Origin of the sequence: Facklamia sp. 7083-14-GEN3, from assembly GCF_024742075.1 — a bacterium.
Classification (GTDB): Bacteria; Bacillota; Bacilli; order Lactobacillales; family Aerococcaceae; genus Facklamia.
Genome location: NZ_JANSGD010000002.1, coordinates 37,083 through 58,076 on the forward strand (window position 1 = coordinate 37,083; position 20,994 = coordinate 58,076).

Below are 20,994 nucleotides of genomic sequence, written 5' to 3' on the forward strand. Positions count from 1 at the left end.
TCCTAATAATGATTTATATCGAATACCGCTTGATAGCGATATTCTTTCGTTTCTGTATCTGTAAAGTTGTAATCGGAATTGAGATGAACACCTGAAACAATATCCACGTGATCAAACAATTCCATTACTTCTTTCACTTGTTCATTTAAGCTTGCCGCTTCATAAAGTGAGGGAGCGTAACTTTGGATAGCGAAAGTTGATGATTTTAGCTTGTTCTCGCTTCTCCCGCCTGTTCGCTCGACCACCACATAAGAAGTCGGCATGCTATTTTCGCGTTCAAAAAAAGACGGTACATTTAAATGACCGTCTAGAAACTTTTTAATTTCTACTTCAATCACTTAACGCACCGCCTTTAAAATCGTATTGTTTTTTGAGTTATCTTTTCTTGCTTCAATCGTTTCAGCCATTACAGAAGCATTTGCCCTGTTTTTACCGACGTGTAGACTCGTTGAATAGCCATCTCCACATCTATCTCTAGCGCTTGAGGCTTTTTCCATTAAAATACTCTGCATTTCTTCAGATTTTAATAAGTCTCGAACGCCCTCTTGATTGAGTTTAAATTTAAATTTACTCAATGCGTTCCACCATCACTTTCTTATTCCATTCAAGGGGGATCAAGTCTTCGATACCTTCTAATGGAATGCCAAAAGTTCGCCATCGTTTGCCGAAAAAGATAACTTCTTTGTTTTCCCAATCGTGAGTATCCTCCTTAGGAATTCCTAGTGTGTATACAGCTTTTCGACCTGTTAAGTTGATTTGAGTGGTAATATCATCAGCAGAAGTAGGAGCGACAATGACATTCTCAACGGTAATTTTTTGGTCCTCGTAGATTGTTTTTCCTAGTGGGTCTTTACCGACCTCAATCTTATCTAATAAAACAATCGGGATTCCTTTTATCTTCCCCATAAAGATGTATAGCCCCCATTCGCTGTTTTTTAAGCCCTAGACGCTTTAATTCTTCTGTTTTGATAAATAGGCCACCTCCGGGAGTTAAGAACGTTCCCGACCAAGAATAGCCCAATGCTGACTGTGATTCTTGGACCATTGGCTCTTTATCTGTAGCAGTCATTAGAGTTCTAGCTACCACATCGACAGTGACCGATTTCAAAACGGAAGCAAAGACAGAGTTCTGTCTTTTATCGTCTAAATCAACACCAACCTTTTCAGCTTCAAGCCTTAAGGTATCTGAAACGATTGGCAACAAGGCAGTAGCCCTTTCGGTTTCTTCCGGTGTCATTTCACGCCATAAACTTTTAAGGTCTTCAAGTGTTGCAAAAGATTCCATAAAATCACCTACCCTTGGAAGGCTTCGGCAATAATTTCAATGATTTCTTCTTTCTTAGCTTCTGAAGGTAATTCGATTTGATTTTCTGCTGCATAGTCACGTAGCTCTGCAACTTTCATCTTTGTTAAGTCAAAATCTTCTTCCACTTCTTCGACTGGTTCTTCTGCTTTTGGCTCTTGAACTTTTTCAACTGACTTAGATTGAGCAGAGTTAAACTCTACCCAATCGCCGCCAGAGATTTTGTGTTCAAAATCCATTACAATCCCTGTCTCTCTGTTGATGTATTTCATGTTACTCGCCCGCTTCTACAATCTTAGCGAATGAATTAGCATCTAAGATTCCCCAACCAATAAATGTTTCGGCACGTAAATAAACCTCGTTATGACCTGCTAAGTCTTTGCCGGAGTTGTCTGGGTCACCATAAGGAATAACTTGTAATGGAATTTCCTTAGCGATTCCGTATTTGAACATTTGACGGAAGTCTCCTACAACACCTTCTAATTTAGAGTTGATAGTCACATTTTTTGATACTTGAACCGGTAATGAGCCTAAAGATCCCGGATTTCCACCGAACTTAAACTCTGGATATAATTTAACACCTACACCGTTTTCGATTTTAGCTAGTGAAGCTCCTGTTAAAGAAGATAATGCAGCTCCGCTGATTTCGCCGTCTGCTCCAGTAACCAACTGAGTTGCTTCTTCGATAACGTCGTCGATAGTTCCAGCTTCGAACGTTACGGATTGAGTAACTTTGTCTGCAAAATTATTCGCTCCAATGATATCTGATTTAGACCCTGTACGAGGGTTTGTTCCAGAGAAAGCCATAATATCTAAACCTTTAGCAAGTTTCTTAGCGTAGCCTTCATTGAATTTTTGTAGTAATTCCAATTGACGCTCTTCATCGGCAATTAGGAATTCATCTGATACACGAGCACCATATTCAACCTTTAATGGCACTACGGTGATAGGTTCTACCTTGATTCCACCGTGAGATTTTGAGCCAGATTCTGCTACAATGTCGATTTCGTTTTCAAATTCGAAAGTGAAATATTTATTCCCATCAAATGAGATAGCATCTTGTTGTGAAAGTTTGGCTAAAACCGATTCACCTTTCACCTTGCTAATTAAGTCATTTACTACTTGCTCATTAAATAAAGTTGATTTTGTTAAAGTTGCCATATGTTATTATTCTCCTTTTAAGTCTTTTAGTGTTTGTAATAAGGCTGAGCGTGTATCGTCTTTCGGTTCACTCTCGGGCTCATAATTCTTAAGCGGTTGCGTTTGTTTTACGCTCACAAATCCCGCCAACCGTTCAGCATCTTGTTGAAGCGATTCTTCATCTTCCCCCATTAAGCGATCGGCTAAATCGAGTGGAAGATTGTTTTTAAGTGCGATAGACGTTTTCAAATCTTTAGTCTTTAACTTTCCGTTTTCTTGAGTTAAGGACTGATTTGTTTGTTCTAATTCTGAATATTTAGTGGTTAGAGACTCTTTTTCATCGTTTAAAGCTTTTATAGTTTTTTCAAGATTCGCCTTTTCATTCTTGAGGGTTTCGTATTCCTCCAGCTTATCCTCACCAAACTTAACCGCTTTTCCGTGTTCGGCCATGATTTTATCTACTGCAGTGTCCTCTAAACCTAAATCTTTTAAAAATTCTCGTTTCATTTTTGTTTCTCCTTCTCGTTTTGTTTTCGCAGTCCGACTGCGTGAAGTTCGCTATTTGTCGCATAGCTGCGTAGTTTAATGTCATTCCGGACAAAATAAATAGCCCTATCACTAGGACTTGTTTGTTTATTATTTAATTGTCGCTAAGTAGCGTTATTACATACCGCAACCACCGAGCATTTGCTCTTGGGTTAGGATAACCGGATCTTTTGGTTTTTCTTCTTTGGTTTCTTTTTCTTTGTTTTCTTCGAACGTTTCAATTTATGGTATCCACATAGTTATACCTCCTAACAAATATCTATTTCTTCAAACATCGTTTTTAATTTCGGAAATTGGATAGCTACCCAATCAACAATTTCCTCGTTCCTTGCCCAATCTGAATTATGGTCAAGTCCACTTTCATATAAAAACGCATGCACCAACTCGTGTCTGATGGTTCGATTGCGGTGTTCCAGTAAGTTGTCTTTTATATAGCCGTTGTCTTCGCTAATATCTGATATGTATATTGTTTTACTAGTGAAGTCACAATAACCATCATAGTTCGATTGGATGCTAAGTTTTCCACGTTCATCGTCACTTTCTTGGATAACAGTGTACTCGGTTCCTAACACATTTACTTTTGCTAATTCTTCCATGTAACCTCCAATTGATAGTTAGATACAGCATCTTTCAGCAAAAGGATCACTACTCCTTTCAGACAAAAGCGACAACAACAAAATTAATTGCCATTAAATCACTTCTTTCGGAAAGAATGGTTATCTACTTATTCTTGCTAAAACGAACAGCTTATCGGCGTTTGTTCATCTCTTCAAGCAACGTTTCAGCATCTTCTGTTTCTATCCTTACAACTTGTTTTGAAACAGACGATAGCATATCTTTAAATAACGATATTAAACCGGCTAATACCAAAATAAGTATCATCAGCAACAAAACCGCGTTTTCTAAATGCCAAATAGTATTCACTCCTTTCAACGCTAATACCCCACTCTTTGTTTTCGCTTAGGTTTGGACTCTACGCAAGCCCAGTAAGCTAATATCATGCTATCCATTAGTGCGATCTCGTGGTCTTCAAACTGGCTGCGATAGCCAAAACCACCCGATGAACCAATCGGCCGCTTCTCACAGTTAGTGACTACTTGAGTGAGCGACGGTTGATTCTTATGAGCGATATTTTGAGTGTTTACACCACGCTCAAAGGCAGCGTTGGCTACAATAACCTCCGAAACCTTAGGTAAGATTGGATGTGGCTTAATTCGCGCTTGTTTCATTTCTGATTCAAGCAATCGTTGACCACTGGCGCCGTCAATAACAACCTTTTCTACATCCGAACGGTTTAAGAAGTCTAAGATCCAACCGTTTCCGTTTCTGACTGATTGGCAATCAATCGCTTCAATGAATATCCGTTCAGTTGAGGTTTTGACTGCAATTGACAAGGCGACATTCACGCCATTTTGGCCATACTTAATACCGACATACAACTTAGAAGCCAATCGAGGAATCCGTTTAACTTCCATATCTTCCCATTCTTCGGTTGTAATGGCTGATTTTTGGTTGTATTTAGGCCAATAACCTAAACGCTGAACGTTATGGTCAAGTTCATCGTCTCCAAGCTCAGCCTCAATTTTACGCTCGTTTAAGTGATAGCCCATTGATGGGTTGGTTTCATACCACGCATCAACATCTCTTATGTCTTTCATATCCGGAACAGACCACTCAGCCCAACCAGAATATTTATTGCCACCGTCTAAAGTGGTTTGTCTGTATTTAGTGAATACCGTACCGCTTGAAACAGGAGTCGGTGGCGTTCCTAACATAATAGTCTGTGGATTGTCTGAGTCGGTAACTGTATATTTTAAAGCTGACTCTTGGTCATCTGTATACTCTTGAGCTTCGTCAATGACTAACAAATCAAAACCTTCACCCAATCCACCGGTAGACGTTCTTGTTCTGAATTGGATAACTCCACCAGAGTTATAGAGTTCTAAACGTTCTTGTCCTTTAGCTTTGATAGAGTTGAAATCTTCACCTTCTACATAACCGAACATTTCAAGATATTTCTTTACCTTCTCATAAGATGAGTGGGCCGTGCTGATTCGGTGGGCAGTGTGTAAGATATTTAAACCTTTTTCTAAAGCCCACAATTCTTTTATATAGACAACCTCTGTCTTACCGTTACGACGCGGAAGTGAATAACCAAATTTTTGGTGAGTCCATAGGCCGTCATCGTCAACGGCCATTAAAGGCTTTAAAAGGTTTTTCTGCCATTCGTAAACTTTAAGACTTGTTCGCTCGTAATATTTAACTGCTTCTTCAAAATCACTTTTATCAAACTCAAAATAATAACTAACGGTAGGTGTTTGTCTCCCAAGTTTCGTAATAACTGACACCCCTTTCTAAGGGCTAGGCATTCCCCTTTCTACGTCCACGTTTTAGAGTGGGCATTCTGTCTTCTTCCATCTCCCGGAAGGTAATTTACTTCGCATTGACAATAGCGATGCCGCCTATAAACATCATTTCCAGTATCCATAACATTTTTATAGTCATACACTCCAGCTACTTCATCACACCAATCGCAGCAGTTAGCATTAGCCGTTCGAATTATCTTAGGTTTTAAGCCAGCGTCATAATGGAATTGCGCATTAGTCTTGATCGTATCATCTACAACTGATTGACTAAAATTGATAACCGGCTCACCTAAAATCCACTTAATATCATCAAAAGACTCTTCCAGCGCTAAGCGTTGAACGATACCGTCGATTCTGTCTTGGTTTATTTCTGGTTTAAGTCCTCTCATACCCAAGCCGGCTGATTGATTTAAAACGGTTTGTACTTCTTGTGAAACCTCAGAAATAAGCAAAAAGTTGTTAACCATCATCGGGTCAACAACTTTCTTTGCGATATTGTAGTAAAGTTTGCCATTCGGTAATACTTCGCTTGATAAATTCATTTTGAACGATTTAGCAAGTAACTCGCCCACAATAATTGCATAGCGGTTGGCCTCTCTATATGTGGCTGTACCGTCTTTAAGTTTCTTGCTGATTGTCACCAAGTTCGGGTTGTTCCTCAATTGTTTCTGGAATTGCTTGTGTATTAAATCCAGCAAGTCCTGCGATATGTCCATCGATTGCTTCTCCCTCCATTCCTGTTAAATCTCTAAGATTTGCTTTACCAAAGTAACCAGGCACCGACTGATTAATCTTAATTACGCCATCGCCGAGAGCAGAAATGGTTGCTGCATCTGGCTCAAAAACCGGTTCCCATTTTGCCTTTGTCTTATAAAAAGCCTTTCTTTCGTAAGTAAAATTATCACGTACACAAGCGGCTAGAATACCGACATTTAAAAAACCACTACCAAAATTTCGTTGAGCTTTTCTAGCAGCCACTCTTAGTGTTTCGTGCGCTGCTTTAATCGCTTCTGAACTAGATGGATTATCTGACACAAAGCCTAAGTCATCTAATGTTAATCCTGCTTCGCCCGCAAAGCCAGCTGCCGCCATTCTTAACTGTTCCATAAATGGAGCCATTGATTGAGTTGTGAATTGACCTAGTGTTGGTTTTTCTCCTTCATCGTCTTTAGTGAACTCTAACATTGATGAAATGGTAGCTCTCCAACTATCTAATTTTTCTGAATCTTGGCTAGTTCCTACTACATATTTTTGAGGGAATGAATAGAATTCAGCGGTTACATCAGAGCGTTCTAAAACTCGCTTAGCATAATTTTGCCAATACATAGCAGATCTTGAAATTCTAGATCGTCCAAACGGCCTGACGGCATCTGGTCTATGGATTATTGGCACTAATAATGGCGCTGGCGCTGTATTCGTATAATATAACGGTTCCTTGTCTTTTTCGTATATAGTAGTCAAGCCTTTTTCAAAATAAGCTTCAATCAAGGGGTTATTATAAGAATCTCTCTTTAGAACTGCATAGCCCTCTGATAAGAAACCAGTAATTGGATCGATTTCACCAGTGGCTTCACTCGCTTCGATTACTTGCAACCTTGGATAGCCATTTTCATCTTCGGATATATAGACAAAACAACAAGAAGCGATCAAGGCAGAAAGAACTGCACTATCAAAGAAAGTGTCCGGATTGTTCATCTGGAATATCTCATTGAGATTGAAGTTGTCCTCCGCAAACTCTCTAAACACCAGTCGGTCTGCTAAAGTATCCACAGCTTTGGGAGCCCAGCCGATTGTTGATTTAAACATTCGTTGAATCTCTGGTGGCATAGTGAAGCTCTTGTTGAAATTATGGTATTTCATATCATAGTATTTATATCGAGTTTCAACCCTTCGCCTATGTTTCTCTAGTTTTTTACTTAAATATGTAGGTCCTTTTAAGGCCAAATTTAACACCTCTTTTAATTTTTAAATGTTGTTAGGGTGGGGATAGTATGGCGTGAGAAAATATGTACAGTACGGCGTGAAGTCCGGCCGACAGAGGGGAGGGGGAGGTATGCCCCCTTCATCCTTCGAACCGGTAAGAAGTCCAATCTTTCGACTGAGGCAAATTACGGTTGCCTATTACCTTCTTGTTCTTCTTCATGTTCTCATCATTATTAAATAATTTGTCTGACTTTTGTCTATTACAAGTCCAATGTGCTAGTTGTAGGTTAGCTATGTCCGAGGGGTGTCCACCTTTAGCTACTGGAATGATATGGTCCACTACTGCACTCATAGGGTTGGGGGCTTTTAAACTAAAGTCCACAGGATACCCACACAAAGCACAAGTATTCTGGCTAGCAAAGATTCTTTTTCGATTCTTTTCATAGGCAGCACGATGGCCACCGATACGGTCTGTTCTTACCATAGGCTAACCTCCTGGGTCTTTAAATAATAGAGACTAGGTACATAATAAAAAGGCCTACGGTTTGGCCTTGAGGGGTGGGTATAATAAAAAGACACCGGGTGGGGTGTCTTAAAAAATTAATTTGGCTGATTTATTTTTATCATAGCCATCGTATATATACCGTTTAAAATCTTAAATAGAATAGCTATATTCTGAGCTGTTTCTCCTGATTTATTAATTGTTTCCAAAGCTTTTGTTAATAAATTATCAGCTTCTTCCTTCGTATTAGCCTTTGCTATTTCATGAATTGAAGTCATTACCCTTTGAAGTTCTTCTGTCGATAATTGGGTTTGTCTATTGATCTGAACTATTTCTTTTAAATAATTTGTATTCTCTACAACCTGTTTTAATAGTTCATTAGCTTCTTCTTGCTTTTCAATAAGCTCGTAAGTTGGATCAACCTGAATTTCTAATTCTCCCAATGAACTATCTAAGTTACTTGGTTCTATTAGATTGTTCAAATTGATAACATTTTTTTCTTGAATATGCCTTATTAAATCATCATAAACCATACTTGCCTTCTCCTTTTTTGATATAACTATACCAAAAACCACCCTCGTCGTATAGGGTGGTAAAGAAAGGAGGTAATTGGTTTTGCGAGTCAGCAAATCAATCACAATTTGCTCAATACCATCATACTATAGAATATCAATGCTTAGTGTGGGATGAGTGTGGGATATTTCATCACACACTTTCAAACTTCTGTTAAGTCACTCATTGAAATCTTATCGGCCAACTTAATTGCCTGGACTAATCGGGAGTGTCTGTCTCTGATATGGTCATAGGAATATCCTAGGTCTTGCGAGATTTCAAATAAAGATTTCTTCTCAATATATTTCATGACTAAAATCTGAGAATCTAAATCTTCAAAGCCCTTAATTAAATTCGTTAATTTATCCCGACGATCTTTTAATATTTCTAATTCTTTTTCATAACGTTTAATGTTTTCTTCTAAGTTACTGGATAGTGAGTCAGGTTCTAATTTAATCTTTTGTAGATCCCCTTCTACCCAGCGCTTGAGTTCCGCTTTGGATTCTTCTAATTGAAACTCATAGAACTCAATCTTATTTTTTATTTCTTTAAAGCTTTCCAGCCATTCAAACAATTTTTATCACCTCATTTGCTAAATTTTGTCTTAGATGTGTCTTAGATCTAAGACACTCACTATCGTTGATACATCAAGGTTTATTAAACTTTTGTCTTGTTTTGTCTTAGATAAAGTACTATTTTCTTTATATTATTATTAGTACTTAAAAAAATTTTTTATTTTAAAATATTAAAGAAGTGAAAAACATCTAAGACATCTAAGACAAACCCTTAGTATTATCTATACATCAAGCTTTATAGCTGTCTTAGATGTGTCTTAAATATGCGTTTTTGTCTTAGATCAATCTAAGACATTTACTATTTTTGCTATCAAAACAGGTCATTTTATACCACTGATGACAAAAAAACTGTCATCAACTCTGCCAAAAACATAGGTTTTTGTCATGTCATTCGCCAATAAATTGTTATTTTTTAACTATCTGATGACACAAAATAGTATTTTCTTCGTTTTCCATCTCTAATTTGTTTAGTCTCCAAGTCTAATGTCTGACATATTTCTCTACTAAATGCTGTGCTTCCTAACGGTTTTAACTGTAACTCTTCACACCAGGCAGCATATTCAATAAATACTTCTTTAGTAGGTCGGTCAATTATTTCTGTTTCTTTAATGAAACGTAATAGCGGATTGTTGTACTCATTGTATGCATCTGATTCTTTCTGAATAACATCTGATTGCGTGAAGTGTTTGCGCTCCAGTATCATTTTCAATCGAATAATCCCTAACTTCAATAAGTATTCCATCGCTTCTTGACTTGTCACCTTATCTTCAATCTGCGGGTCAAAGTCAGGATCCTGCGGAGTAAACTTAGCCTTGAAAGGAATGATCAACAAACGACTGACAATACCATCTGACTTATCATTTACACGAGGCGGTTCATTTGCAGAAAAGATAAGCTTCGCATAATTATTAAAATCAAACGGATCTAGTCCTTTGCGCTCTGCGTTGACAGTGTCTCCTGTTGAAAGCTTCTTAAACATCGAGGAGTCTTTTATGTATAACTTACTAATGTCATCTCCAATGTTTGCTAACTTCCCAAAAAGTTCTGCTGTCTTGAAGCGTTCTGATAATTCATTTAGATCAAGTGCAGATTTATTATCTTCCCCGACAAATTTTAATAACATCTTTAAATATGTAGACTTACCATTTTGCCCATGTCCTGTTAGTAAGAATGTTTTTCTTAAAACGTTTCTTCGATAGAGAATATAACCAAAGATTTCTTCCAACACCATCCGCACTTGTTTGTCTTTGACAGCTACGTTATTAAGAACTTTATCAACAGGCGCACATTCAGCAGCAGGATTGTAATTCCAATTAATTTTATTCTTAATCACAATCTCAGGACTGAAAGGTAATAACCGATCTTTATTTAAATCATAAATACCATTCTTAACCGCAATGAAATGTGGCGGAGATAAAGGTTTATCATCTGTCGCTAATTGAAGATAAGCTAATACTTCAGACCGCTGTGTTTTCTTAAGGTTTCTTATTTCATGTATCATCGCTCTTTCAATGTCATGTAAGTTATCTGAGTAGATACCTTCTTTGTATATGTGAAGAACATCTTTGATACGAATGATATTGTATTCAGAGATTAAGAATTGAGCGAACTTGTCATGCAAGAAACGATTTCCTTTGAAGAAAGATTCCTTTTTAAAAGCTTCATCGCGTAAGATGACATTTATTTCTCGTTGATCAAGCGGCCTTTCTAAAATGTACTTGTTCACTAGATTAATTGTTTCTTTTATTTCTTGTTTACTTAACTCTGCGGATTGGAGTTTTAAGATATAATTAAATAAATCTTGATTGCGACTACCTTCTGATATTTGGTCAATGTAATTATTGTCACGATTCTTATTAATCTTAACCATTGGGTATAACCATTTGGGAAGTTCGTCATGTCTTTTGGATTTTAAATACCAGGAACGTGTTTCGCCATCTATTTTTAATGGATCAGCAGTATTCCTGGAACCAAGTTTAATGGTTACTTGAATACCTAATGGACTCCACCAATCAATTTTATTTGACCTTAAATCTTCAGGTGCTTTAAAGTAAACATGAATACCGTTAGTAGTTTCTAAAACAGAACAGTTTATTTTCATGTCTTCAATAATATCTAATAAAATATCTGATTCTTCAGGACTATCAATATCTAACATGAGCATGTCATCTGACAATATCCCTACGAAACTATCATATCTTCTAGCAGTATTGTATTTGACCAGGACACTGTCATCCCCTTTGAATTCAACAGCTGATGACTTTCCATTACCTTTAAGGTATCCTTTATATATTGAGATGTTAATCACCTCGCTTTCTAAACTGAATAACTACCAAAAACTAATCTGCTCCACTACACTGTCATTCTTGGCAGTGTTTTTTACTCCTAAAAATTCATTTACTCTTTTATTAGCCAGATCAATATACCATTGTTTATTCAACCAGCCAGGTATCGGTTGACCTACAATATCTTCATTAACAATTCTGCAGAAGTCTGGGATATTCCCTATCTTAGTTTTCTTGCCCTTATTAATTCTCAAGATAGACTGACCGTATTTATCAGCAAAGACCCGATACACTTTGTCATAGAGATACTCCCCACCATAATCAATGGTTTCTGCTTTAATGATTCGTTGAAAGTCTATTAATGAATTAGACTTATTTATTATTTCACTTACATCTACTCCATTAATAAAGTATTCTCTAATCGCTCTATTAACTATAGGTAAATCATTATCTAAGTGGTTTAAGTCTTTTACGTAAGCTCCTGCTGCTTCAACTTTATCTCCAATAAAAATATAGTTATTAACATCCTTTTGATAAACATAATCATAGTATTTAAAAGCTAAAGTCAATCCTGTGCGTTCTTCCCACTCAGCACAAACACAATCAACTAAATCAAAATCTTTTTCATCTATTTTGAATAACACTCCATCGGTATTGGTTTGGATTAATTCAATGTATGGATCTAACTTATCAATTAAATCGGTCATGAATAATTGACCATTGATAACAACATTGTGATATTGTTGCATATCATACATTAAGCTAAATTGGTCACCTGAAGCTCCAAACCCTTTGTTCACAATAGATTTATAAACTAATTCTTTTGAATCTTTTTTCTTTTGAAGGGTAAATCTTTTTTTCAGCAATTGGCTGTATTTCTTAGGATAGCTCACGTTCCTACTTAAGAAATTATATTTATCAATAATAGTTGGATACATTGATTTGCAATCAGCTAAGATAAAGAATCCTTTACCAATGTAATTCTTTCTTGCTCCATGTAAACCGCCTAATCCATATCGATGTGGTACACCAGCTACCTCTGCTTCTAAGCTTTCATCATCATTAAGATACCAATCGTTAATGTGAGAATATTTTCCTAATTCATGATTTAAAATAGTTATTTCCCAATCGTCATAACGGTTCAGTTTCTTTGCTCTTAGGATATATGCAAGCAATTGAGTTTCTGTTTTATCCATATGTTTTAAAGGTAGTTTAAACTCAAGTAATAAATCTAACTTAGTTAAGAAACTATTGACTTGATAAGCAAATACATACATCAAATCCTCAATTGAATCCTTAACCTCTCTGCCTTGAAAAGCTGTCAATTGTTTTAAAGAGTACTGCCTGCTCAACATTGCATCATAAGAGCTAAGAGGGATGTAATTTAATGTTTCACTGTAACTCCATCCCGATAAACCCTTCATTATATGCTCATGAACTCCATAAGGGTTAATGCCAGCTATAATACTTTTTAAAATAAATCGATCATAGTTATTCCCATTAAAAGCAATCCATAAATCATTTTTATAATCATTGTAGAGGTCAATGATTTCTTCTGGATCACTGGTTACAAAATCAACTCTTTCTTGAGTGATTGCTATTTCTGCATACCAGGAATCCTTTTGGACTGTAAACTTGTAAAAAATCAATCACTTTTTACCTCCTTGAAACTGGTCAGGGTGCCTTAAAATATAGGTCTCACCGCTAACCTTAATAACAGTAGCTTTGCCATTCTTCATCTTTTTAATCGTAACGATGGGACGATATCGGTCGCCTACCTTACGTTCTTTCACTCAAACTCATCCTTTCTATAAATCGCTCGGATAACTAAAATCGTCATTAGTATGGGTAATGGTAGGTTCATTAATCAGGCCTCCTTACTATCTAAAGTTGCTGTTGTCACACTACTGACCTGCATAATTAATTTTAAAATTTCTTCTTTAGTTTCCTTAACTACATAAGCGTTAGATATAGCGGGATCGACTAATCTTAGGAGTATTGCTCCACATCCTTCAATATTATAGATTATAGATATTTCTGATATGTTTAAGTAAAAACTTTCGCCATTACCTGAAAAGTGTAATTCAATAAATTTCATTTATTCAACCTTCTTCTTTCTATTTAAAAAGGGAGAATAAATCTCCCTTATTTATTTAGTCTAAAACTTCAAGAATCTCATACTTGTCATAACCTTTATTAGTTAATGACTTCTCAATAATGTATTCCCAACCATCTTCAATAATCTCTTCAGCAATCGCATCAATTTCTTCTGCATATTGACTAAAGTTTTTGAATGATACATCATCACTATCAATTAAGCTGCGTAACATTTCATTGTTACTATGAACTTGATAACCAATCGCTCGTTCATTGCCTGGTTGCATAACACCATTGTAAAATAATTTGTAACCTTTAAACTCGCCGTCTAAAATTTCAAAAGTAATCTTAAGCATTGGATCTCCACCTGAACCATCCTCTTTCTTTTTGGATTGGCCAAGTTCCATGCTATCGACTTTTACTTCATATTTTCCTAATGGTATTTCAGGGAAGTCTCCCATTTCTGCTGCTTCTTCAACCTTGTTTTGAATACCATCAAAATCAACCATTTTGTCAAATTTATCCCAATTAATTGCCATTTACATTCTCTCCTTTTAGCGATTTATTTGTACCAAATGCCTTAGATAAATTACTTAAATCTTCGTTGTATTTTTTCACTTCTGAAATAAAGTTTTTATCATTTGACTCTTTTTTCATTAACGACTTATTTAACTTTTCATAAATTTTTGCAGTTAAAAGGTAACAGACAATTGAGACTATCATGTCTAAAATTAAAATAAATATTAAAATTATATTTAGAGTCATTTAATCCATCTCACTATTCTGTTCTTTTTTATTGATTTCCGTTTCCATAATGCCAGCTGGTATGTTGTATTTCATATCAACCTTAACTAAGTAATATTCACCATTCTTATTTGATTTCAATTGGATACTATGACCAATCAAATCCTAACCAAATTCTTCTTTGGCATCTTCAACGATTGCATTTGCTTCTTCTTCAGTATCAGCAAACCATTGCTCTTTAGTGTTTAGTTGTCTTTTCATATTAATCTTCCTTTCTTTTAATCACGTGAGCGACGACGTCTTCTACGTTTAGGTGCTTCTTTTACTTCTTCTTCCTCAGTTTCTTCCTCTTCTTCTCCTGGAGGTGTATCGTCTGTGGCTCTTGATCTTCTTCTGCGACGAGGTTTTTTCTCCTCTTTGACTTCTTCCTCTGCTGCTTCTTCTACTTCTTCATCTTCGCTTGGTTTTTCTTCTGGTTCAGGCGCTTCCTCTTTTTTACGTCTACTACGTTTAGGCTTTTCTTCGGTTTCTTCTTCTGATTCATCTGTCTTATCAGCTTTCTTCAATCCTTTATTCGCTTCTTCATAGACACCAATAAATTCATCATAATCAAGATCAATTTCATCTACTGGTAAGTTAGGAATTCGTCCTCCACTGAAGACATAAGACTTAGATTTAAAGACAAGTTTTCTTTCATCACCATCTGTTACCACACGTCCTACAATATCAACCATACCTGCTAACTTGAGCGCTACTTTTTCTCTTAGGTTTGGTTGAATACTTGTAATCTTATCGCCAGATCGTTTAGTAACATCTTTAGTGGTATCTTCGTGGCTGATAAAGATAATATTTTTCATTGGTAAATTTGATATCCGTTTAACCATATTTAGAAACTTAGTGGTTACTATATCCCAAGCCTTGAAACTATTATCAGATTCATGTTCGATACCTAAATCTTCATAAGTTTTAATTCGTGCAGCTTCATAGACATCTTCAATCAAGTCAACAACGACTGTTTCAAACTCATGATCACCTTTCTGTAATTCAATAACCGTCTCTTCTAAAACATCCCATGCTAAGGTGGTGTCTAAAATACGGCCCTTTTTCTCAACTTTTTCAACAATACTTACATAAGGGGCATCTACGAATTTTATATTTCCATCAGTGTTTAGCATGATGACATTAGGGAAGCTATTAGCAAACCATGTCTTACCACTAAAAGGCGCACCATACATCCAAAGCACTCGTTTGTTTACTTTCGTAACATCTCTTCGTTCATTTTTAGGTAACATTTCTATAATCTCTCCATTCTCATTTTGTATGTAATTTATAAAATTAGGTGGTGTTAAAACTGTGTAGCGTCCATTTTCTTTTGCTTCAATAGCATTACATGCAAAGCAATCTCCATGTGGATTACGCTCCCATGTTGTATCTGATTCAATAGCTTCAATTGCCCAATCAAATTCCAAGACCCTTCGCTCGTCATATTCAATGGGTACAAAGGTAACTCTCGCTTTATCTAGTTCATTACGTAATCTTTTTCTAAACTGATAAATATCTTCATTCTTTTTGTACTTAATTTTTACTTTTTCGATAAATAAGAAACCTAAGTTCGTTACATTAAAGCCTGCTTGATCCAAATAATATTTATAGATATGCATCTGACCTGATTTCTTATAAGCTTCAATACTATTTGAATACTTAAAGTCAATGACCAGCGTTCGGTCTTTGTCTTTTACGATTAAGTCAACAAAACCTTTATAGTCTTCTGTGTCAATTTCATATTCATGAATTAACTCAGCGCCATCGAATTGACTTAGAAATTCAAACACTTTAGGCAGCATGCACTCAATTTTTATAATCTCGTTTATGTGTGCATCGGTTATCATAGGATAAGCATTAATGTATTCATTAACTGCATAATCAAGGCTTCCTTTTTCAATGCCACTATGAATAGCATGACCGAGTATTAAAGGACTTGTTGGACTGTAATCAGGTATTTCTTTAGCTTTATCCAAATACTTTAATTTAAAGTGGTAAGGACATCTGTCGTATAAATCAACACGGCTGTATGAATATTGTGTCAAATTTGAACACCTTCTTTCTTAATGATATAATTTGCTAAAATTATTTATTCTGGCAGGGACAACCCTGGGTACGACACCTGACATTTTCTCAGGAGGTGATGCTTTTGATTGAATCTTTTTTAAGTTCTCCTAAGCATATTTCTTTAACTTTAATGTTAATTGCCTTAATTTTTGACTTTGTCGCTACAGGTGTCCCTACCAGAGTAAATACTTTTTCTTAACCACTCCTTCCATTCTTCGAATTCTAATTGGTAATAATTAAACTCATTAACGTACTTTAATTTTTTGTACTTACTAGGTCTTAATATATATCCTTTACCACCTGATTGATTAATTTGGTCCATGTGATAAGCTTGTAGCTTACTTTCAGTACCAACATCTGTTTTAAGTTCAATACCGTGAAATTCACCATTAATACAAACTAATAAATCAGGTACTCCTTCTTTGGTGAAAACTCCTCCACCCCAATATTTAATAATGTAAGCACCGATTGATTTTAAATAATTGATCACTTCTTCTTGGAATTTTGATTCTTTCATTTTTCATCACGCTTATTAACTTCAACCGCATAATACTTACAGTAGAAAAAGTTGATGTTCACTTCTTCTCTGCCATGCTCTTTAACTTGAATAAGCGTATAGCCATTAGAATTATATATATGAGGATAGCTATCAGATTCAATTGTTAATGTAGTTTCATCTTTAAAATAAAACGTTACTAAATATCTCATTTGATTTTCACCCTTACTGAAGCTTTAACGTTACTTACTTTCTTATACTTTTCAGCTACATCTGGAAGTTCTTTTTTCAGCTTAGTGCTGTCAATACTCTCTCTAGTTGTTGGTTCTACATAAGTAATGTTGAAATATTCGTTCTCCCACTTTTTAACGTTATAGTCCTCCATAATATCGACCAGGTCTGCTCTAAGAAGTGATTGCCTTTCTTTAGCTAATTTAATTTGTCTTTCTAATTCATAAAATTCAGTAACTATCGCTAAGTCTTGTTTATTCAATTGTGTTAGTTCCATTTAATTATTCCTCCCATTTAAAATCTTGTTTAAATAATGCGTCTGTATAATCTACACCACGCTCTAGTGCGCTATAGACCTTATACTCGATACTGTCATCAGTGATCATTTGATAGTAAAAAACAGGTCTCTCTTGTCCTATTCGATGAACTCTTTTTAAGCTTTGCATCCAGTTCTCAACACTGTCTGGTGGGCTTAAATAGATAATCTTATTGGATTTTTGTAAATTATGACCTTTACTTCCTGCCTGGTACTGAACAAGTGTGATACTATCGTCACACTCTTCATAATTCTTCTTGTCGACTAATCCGCCTTTTATATAACTCAATGGCCTATCAGTGATAAGTTTCTTTAGTGCTTCCAATTCTTCGTTATAGTTATAGAAGATAATTAAGCGATCATTCGTTGAATCAATTAAATCTTTTAATCGATCCATTTTATTTTTATTGCGCACACTTGCGAAAAGTCTTAAATTAATCCTGGCCACTGTGCTTGTGTCTCCAACAATTAATTCTTTTCCATAATTAATAATGTGGTGAGTATTGAACTCCTTATATTCTTTAGAAAGATTGCAGCGAATCTTTACATAATTTTGTTTAGGTAAATCATAAACTTCTTCTGTTTTCATAAATACCGCACCATATTCTCTGAGCTTGGCCTTTAATTCTTCTACATTCTTATAACCCAGTATCTTGATTCCTCCCCAATATTTATTGGGTTTAAAATCTACATAACGTTTCATATACTGTGTTTTACTAATTTCCCACCCTAACAATTTAAGCTGGCTGTATAGTTTTTCATACTTTCCACCAGTAGGTGTTCCGGATAATAGAACGACATTATCAGGCTTAAGATTAAGAATGAACTTTGTTCGCTTTGTTTTTTCGTTTTGAATTAAAGAACTTTCATCCAACATTAAAGTGAAGTTTTTAAGTTTCTTTAACTCAGGCCTGCGCCAAACTTTGTCATAATTAATTATGATGATTGATTCTGGTTTAACTTTTTGAGCTTTGTCATAAATTATTACTTCATAGTCGTAATACTGTTTAAAATGACTCGCCCAATCGTTTATTTGAGACTTTTGACAGATTACTAGGTTATAAGGTGTATTCAGTTCCCAAAGCTTCTGGGAGCCAATAAATGTCTTACCTAACCCCATGTCTAAGTAGTATGCCACTCGATCAAAATCATAGGTCTCATCTAATACTTGTTCTTGGTGTGGGAATAATTTAATCATTCCAATCACCTCTCTTGTGTTATACTTTGTGTGTAGTTTCGTTAGTCCGCATTGCCGTGCGGGCTTTTTCTTTTTGGAATTCAAACTCTTTATTTAATTCTTCTAAAGCTTGTTCAGTTGTAATAATTTCGTCCGACCACCTTATGATAGTTAAGAAAATTTGATCATTCATAATACACCCTGAATGAAACATTTCTTTAAGAAAGTCATTTATTTCCTCATTAGCCACTACTTTTTGGAATGTCTCATATTTCATTAAGACCACCCCAATCTGTAAATTACGAAGGCTATAATCGGCCACGAAAGAAGTAGTAAGACCGGTAAAGTTAAAACAAAGTAAATGATGTTCTCTTGTCTTTTTTTTAGTGCCTGCTCACGTTCTCTTCTTAAAACTTCGCATTTTTCTTCCAACTTGATATTCATTAGTAAGTCTCCTTATTTAAATTTTGTTGAATCTTTCTTCCTTAAGAAATCGATAAACCTCGAAATTATAACTATCGTTGTCTTTTGCGTTGGTTTAATTACTCCGTCTGAAAATTCAGGGTCTTGGTACATTTCTGAAACATACTTAGCAGCTTGTTGCTTACCCAAACCAAGAATGACATCAGGCAATTTTTGAGTGGTCGTCGCAAACGCCACATCTTGTGGAATTGGTGTGAGTTCCATGATTGTCCTCCCTCCTTTTAGCTCTTCTTTTATTACATACCGAGCAGTAATAGGTGACTGTTTTCTTTGTCTGTTCCGCTTTAACCATTCGAACATGGCACACAGGACATTTCATGAGCTAACCCCTTTCTATGCCAAACCAAACATCTGAATTAACTTCAAAATAATTTTGTTAGAATAAGGTGTTTGAGATTTACCAGTTAAGGCTTTATGAATCTCTGGTTTAGAATATCCAGTCATTATTGCCAACTGCTCATAAGAAATTTTGTTTTCATCCTTATAATCTAAAACCCTTTGTCTTGCTTCTATTGTCTCTGGCATTAAATCAGCTCCTTTCTTTATTGTTAATTTGATATACTCTCCTTTAGAAAGGAGGTGAAAATATGGAAGAAATCAGAATCGGTGAACATGTACATAAAGCTATGTTAAAATACGACAATCAGATAAACGAAATGACTTCGGCCTTTTTAGAACTTCTTGAAAAAGATTTAACGAAAGAAGAAAAAGAGAAAAGTATAAAAGAAGCTATACAAGTTCTAATTGTTCATAGCGCTATCGTTGCTCTAGATGCTAACTATTCAATTATTGAATCTCGTAAGTAATTTCTTTAGTATTCTCAAAAATTTGTTTTAGATCGTTTTTCTTTTTTTCGATGTTAGGAATAGAATTAATTGACTGATTCATACTAAGTTCAATAATTTTTTTATTTATTTCTTCATCAATAACTGAGCCAAGTTCACCGTACTTATACCCAAGTCTATGTGATTTGGCTTTTTTAATAGCTTCACCATAGGTTTCTGAATCTTTTAATATAGCTTTTGCTCTTATATCAATTAAAGCCTCTATTAAATTCATGAAACTGTTATTGTCTAGATAGTTCATTTCAATTCTCCTTTCACTTAATTAATAATCTTCACTTTCAATAACTTCTGTGTTCTCAAGCCCAAATCGAATAAACTTTTCAACTATCTTCTGGATTGGAATTCCTGTTTCTAGCTTCAACTCTTTTATCTGATCTAATAAATCAGAATCAATTAATATTGGTCTTGAAACATTACTAGGAACCTCTTTAACCAATATTACTTTGTCTTTTTTAGGCACATTTTTCACCTCGCTTTCATCAGGGAGAAGAACATTTACAACTTGTGTATCTGTAAGATTCAAAGCATTTTTTAGTTTTACAATTGTTTGAATGTTGAAATTCATTGTTGGAATTTGTCTTCTGAAAGTATGATATTTAACTCCAACCACTTCAGCGATTGAATGAACATCATGTCCCTTATCAGTTAACAATTGCCTAAATACTTCTGAACGATCCATAAGAACGTCTCCTCTCTCTTTATTAAGTAAGGTAATTCGTTAGTTTTTTTGTTATAATTTAATACTCTTATTGACTAACAGTACAAAATGTTATACTATAAAAGCGTACTAAATAACCGTTATTTATAAATTACATCACCGTTCCCCAACAATAATGTTTTTAAATAACTTACAAATTTAGTAACGAATTACCTTACAAGTAGAATAGTATAGTATTTTATACCAAAGGTCAACCCTAAAGTATATTATTTTGTACTTTTCTTTTTGTAACGGTTTAGAAAGGTTGATAATTCAATGTTTGACCGTATAAAAATTTTGTGCGATAAGAAAGGTATATCTATAACAGAGTTGGCTCAAAGGATGGGATGGGCAGATAAAGCTATATACAACTGGAGATCCAGTACCCCTTCCGCGGATAAAGTAAAAGCTGTCGCAGATTTCTTTAATGTTTCTGTTGATTATATAATGAATAGAACTGATAACCCTAAGGTTGCTGATAGTAATAATGATGATGACTTTTTAGTAGCTGCTCATATTGATGGAGATTTTACAGAAGAAGAGTTAGAGGATATTAAAGATTACATTGAGTTTATAAAATCAAAACACAAAAAATAAGTTGGTGATT

At 35.2% G+C, this 20,994-nt stretch carries 34 protein-coding genes; 2 read left to right on the top strand and 32 right to left on the bottom strand.

Going from position 1 to position 20,994, the window contains the following annotated elements; genetic code table 11:
• Nucleotides 1-2: 2 nt before the first annotated feature.
• The 30 genes from NW240_RS04695 to NW240_RS04840 form a co-directional block, all read right to left on the bottom strand.
• The gene (locus tag NW240_RS04695) at nt 3-338 is read right to left on the bottom strand and encodes a hypothetical protein (RefSeq protein ID WP_258436327.1); all 336 of its coding nucleotides are present in this window, start codon (nt 336-338) and stop codon (nt 3-5) included.
• On the bottom strand, nt 339-575 hold the full coding sequence (locus tag NW240_RS04700) for a hypothetical protein (protein WP_258436328.1): 237 nt from the start codon (nt 573-575) through the stop codon (nt 339-341).
• Nucleotides 568-906, bottom strand: coding sequence for a hypothetical protein (locus NW240_RS04705; protein ID WP_258436329.1), 339 nt, complete (start codon nt 904-906; stop codon nt 568-570). Before NW240_RS04705 ends, NW240_RS04700 begins: the two co-directional genes overlap by 8 nt.
• Nucleotides 866-1,285, bottom strand: a complete 420-nt coding sequence (locus NW240_RS04710) for a phage Gp19/Gp15/Gp42 family protein (RefSeq protein WP_258436330.1) — start codon at nt 1,283-1,285, stop codon at nt 866-868. Before NW240_RS04710 ends, NW240_RS04705 begins: the two co-directional genes overlap by 41 nt.
• A gap of 8 nt (nt 1,286-1,293) precedes the next feature.
• Nucleotides 1,294-1,575, bottom strand: a complete 282-nt coding sequence (locus tag NW240_RS04715; RefSeq protein WP_258436331.1) for a Rho termination factor N-terminal domain-containing protein — start codon at nt 1,573-1,575, stop codon at nt 1,294-1,296.
• Nucleotide 1,576: 1 nt separating this feature from the next.
• Nucleotides 1,577-2,464 carry a phage major capsid protein gene (locus tag NW240_RS04720; RefSeq protein ID WP_258436332.1) on the bottom strand — a complete coding sequence of 296 codons (888 nt, stop codon included), beginning with the start codon at nt 2,462-2,464 and terminating at the stop codon, nt 1,577-1,579.
• 6 nt (nt 2,465-2,470) lie between these two features.
• A complete protein-coding gene (locus NW240_RS04725) occupies nt 2,471-2,950 on the bottom strand; it encodes a DUF4355 domain-containing protein (RefSeq protein WP_258436333.1) in 480 nt (159 codons plus the stop codon).
• A gap of 287 nt (nt 2,951-3,237) precedes the next feature.
• Nucleotides 3,238-3,585 (bottom strand): hypothetical protein, encoded by a 348-nt coding sequence (locus tag NW240_RS04730; RefSeq protein WP_258436334.1) that lies wholly within the window; start codon nt 3,583-3,585, stop codon nt 3,238-3,240.
• A 151-nt stretch (nt 3,586-3,736) separates the two neighbouring features.
• Nucleotides 3,737-3,922, bottom strand: a complete 186-nt coding sequence (locus NW240_RS04735; protein WP_258436335.1) for a hypothetical protein — start codon at nt 3,920-3,922, stop codon at nt 3,737-3,739.
• A gap of 2 nt (nt 3,923-3,924) precedes the next feature.
• Nucleotides 3,925-5,337 carry a DEAD/DEAH box helicase family protein gene (locus tag NW240_RS04740; protein ID WP_258436337.1) on the bottom strand — a complete coding sequence of 471 codons (1,413 nt, stop codon included), beginning with the start codon at nt 5,335-5,337 and terminating at the stop codon, nt 3,925-3,927.
• Nucleotides 5,338-5,366: 29 nt separating this feature from the next.
• Nucleotides 5,367-5,897: a hypothetical protein gene (locus NW240_RS04745; protein WP_258436338.1), complete on the bottom strand. Its 531-nt coding sequence runs from the start codon at nt 5,895-5,897 to the stop codon at nt 5,367-5,369.
• A 76-nt stretch (nt 5,898-5,973) separates the two neighbouring features.
• Nucleotides 5,974-7,299: a phage portal protein gene (locus tag NW240_RS04750; protein ID WP_258436339.1), complete on the bottom strand. Its 1,326-nt coding sequence runs from the start codon at nt 7,297-7,299 to the stop codon at nt 5,974-5,976.
• A 118-nt stretch (nt 7,300-7,417) separates the two neighbouring features.
• Nucleotides 7,418-7,762 carry an HNH endonuclease gene (locus tag NW240_RS04755; protein ID WP_258436340.1) on the bottom strand — a complete coding sequence of 115 codons (345 nt, stop codon included), beginning with the start codon at nt 7,760-7,762 and terminating at the stop codon, nt 7,418-7,420.
• 116 nt (nt 7,763-7,878) lie between these two features.
• Nucleotides 7,879-8,313, bottom strand: coding sequence for a hypothetical protein (locus tag NW240_RS04760; protein ID WP_258436341.1), 435 nt, complete (start codon nt 8,311-8,313; stop codon nt 7,879-7,881).
• A 182-nt stretch (nt 8,314-8,495) separates the two neighbouring features.
• Nucleotides 8,496-8,906: a hypothetical protein gene (locus NW240_RS04765; protein WP_258436342.1), complete on the bottom strand. Its 411-nt coding sequence runs from the start codon at nt 8,904-8,906 to the stop codon at nt 8,496-8,498.
• Between the two features lie 413 nt (nt 8,907-9,319).
• A complete protein-coding gene (locus NW240_RS04770) occupies nt 9,320-11,215 on the bottom strand; it encodes a phage/plasmid primase, P4 family (protein WP_258436343.1) in 1,896 nt (631 codons plus the stop codon).
• 21 nt (nt 11,216-11,236) lie between these two features.
• Complete coding sequence (locus NW240_RS04775) at nt 11,237-12,841, bottom strand: hypothetical protein (RefSeq protein ID WP_258436345.1); 1,605 nt, start codon at nt 12,839-12,841, stop codon at nt 11,237-11,239.
• Nucleotides 12,842-12,985 (bottom strand): hypothetical protein, encoded by a 144-nt coding sequence (locus NW240_RS04780; RefSeq protein ID WP_258436346.1) that lies wholly within the window; start codon nt 12,983-12,985, stop codon nt 12,842-12,844. It abuts the gene before it with no gap.
• A 74-nt stretch (nt 12,986-13,059) separates the two neighbouring features.
• Nucleotides 13,060-13,290, bottom strand: a complete 231-nt coding sequence (locus tag NW240_RS04785) for a hypothetical protein (RefSeq protein ID WP_258436347.1) — start codon at nt 13,288-13,290, stop codon at nt 13,060-13,062.
• Between the two features lie 55 nt (nt 13,291-13,345).
• Nucleotides 13,346-13,828: a DUF669 domain-containing protein gene (locus tag NW240_RS04790; protein WP_258436348.1), complete on the bottom strand. Its 483-nt coding sequence runs from the start codon at nt 13,826-13,828 to the stop codon at nt 13,346-13,348.
• Nucleotides 13,818-13,946 (bottom strand): hypothetical protein, encoded by a 129-nt coding sequence (locus tag NW240_RS04795; protein ID WP_258436349.1) that lies wholly within the window; start codon nt 13,944-13,946, stop codon nt 13,818-13,820. Before NW240_RS04795 ends, NW240_RS04790 begins: the two co-directional genes overlap by 11 nt.
• A 365-nt stretch (nt 13,947-14,311) precedes the next feature.
• Nucleotides 14,312-16,120 carry an AAA family ATPase gene (locus NW240_RS04800; RefSeq protein WP_258436350.1) on the bottom strand — a complete coding sequence of 603 codons (1,809 nt, stop codon included), beginning with the start codon at nt 16,118-16,120 and terminating at the stop codon, nt 14,312-14,314.
• Between the two features lie 164 nt (nt 16,121-16,284).
• Nucleotides 16,285-16,659: a hypothetical protein gene (locus NW240_RS04805; RefSeq protein WP_258436351.1), complete on the bottom strand. Its 375-nt coding sequence runs from the start codon at nt 16,657-16,659 to the stop codon at nt 16,285-16,287.
• Nucleotides 16,656-16,850: a hypothetical protein gene (locus NW240_RS04810; RefSeq protein ID WP_258436352.1), complete on the bottom strand. Its 195-nt coding sequence runs from the start codon at nt 16,848-16,850 to the stop codon at nt 16,656-16,658. Before NW240_RS04810 ends, NW240_RS04805 begins: the two co-directional genes overlap by 4 nt.
• Entirely contained in the window at nt 16,847-17,146 is a 300-nt protein-coding gene (locus NW240_RS04815; protein WP_258436354.1) for a hypothetical protein, read from the bottom strand. The genes NW240_RS04810 and NW240_RS04815 overlap by 4 nt, the downstream gene beginning before the upstream one ends.
• Nucleotides 17,147-17,150: 4 nt before the next feature.
• Entirely contained in the window at nt 17,151-18,383 is a 1,233-nt protein-coding gene (locus NW240_RS04820) for a DEAD/DEAH box helicase (protein WP_258436355.1), read from the bottom strand.
• Between the two features lie 19 nt (nt 18,384-18,402).
• Nucleotides 18,403-18,639, bottom strand: a complete 237-nt coding sequence (locus NW240_RS04825) for a hypothetical protein (RefSeq protein ID WP_258436356.1) — start codon at nt 18,637-18,639, stop codon at nt 18,403-18,405.
• Nucleotides 18,639-18,806, bottom strand: a complete 168-nt coding sequence (locus NW240_RS04830) for a hypothetical protein (RefSeq protein ID WP_258436357.1) — start codon at nt 18,804-18,806, stop codon at nt 18,639-18,641. The genes NW240_RS04825 and NW240_RS04830 overlap by 1 nt, the downstream gene beginning before the upstream one ends.
• Nucleotides 18,807-18,818: 12 nt before the next feature.
• The gene (locus NW240_RS04835; protein WP_258436358.1) at nt 18,819-19,145 is read right to left on the bottom strand and encodes a hypothetical protein; all 327 of its coding nucleotides are present in this window, start codon (nt 19,143-19,145) and stop codon (nt 18,819-18,821) included.
• A 33-nt stretch (nt 19,146-19,178) separates the two neighbouring features.
• Nucleotides 19,179-19,370 (bottom strand): XRE family transcriptional regulator, encoded by a 192-nt coding sequence (locus tag NW240_RS04840; protein WP_258436359.1) that lies wholly within the window; start codon nt 19,368-19,370, stop codon nt 19,179-19,181.
• Nucleotides 19,371-19,432: 62 nt separating this feature from the next.
• Between NW240_RS04840 and NW240_RS04845 the strand changes: the two genes are divergently transcribed.
• Entirely contained in the window at nt 19,433-19,651 is a 219-nt protein-coding gene (locus tag NW240_RS04845) for a hypothetical protein (protein ID WP_258436360.1), read from the top strand.
• On the opposite strand, the gene NW240_RS04850 is transcribed toward NW240_RS04845, so the two are convergent.
• On the bottom strand, nt 19,632-19,931 hold the full coding sequence (locus tag NW240_RS04850; protein ID WP_258436361.1) for a hypothetical protein: 300 nt from the start codon (nt 19,929-19,931) through the stop codon (nt 19,632-19,634). The genes NW240_RS04845 and NW240_RS04850 overlap by 20 nt on opposite strands.
• 21 nt (nt 19,932-19,952) lie before the next feature.
• Nucleotides 19,953-20,369, bottom strand: a complete 417-nt coding sequence (locus tag NW240_RS04855) for a hypothetical protein (RefSeq protein ID WP_258436362.1) — start codon at nt 20,367-20,369, stop codon at nt 19,953-19,955.
• A gap of 294 nt (nt 20,370-20,663) precedes the next feature.
• On the opposite strand from NW240_RS04855, the gene NW240_RS04860 reads away from it, so the two are divergent.
• Nucleotides 20,664-20,984: a helix-turn-helix transcriptional regulator gene (locus NW240_RS04860; protein WP_258436363.1), complete on the top strand. Its 321-nt coding sequence runs from the start codon at nt 20,664-20,666 to the stop codon at nt 20,982-20,984.
• Nucleotides 20,985-20,994: the final 10 nt, after the last annotated feature.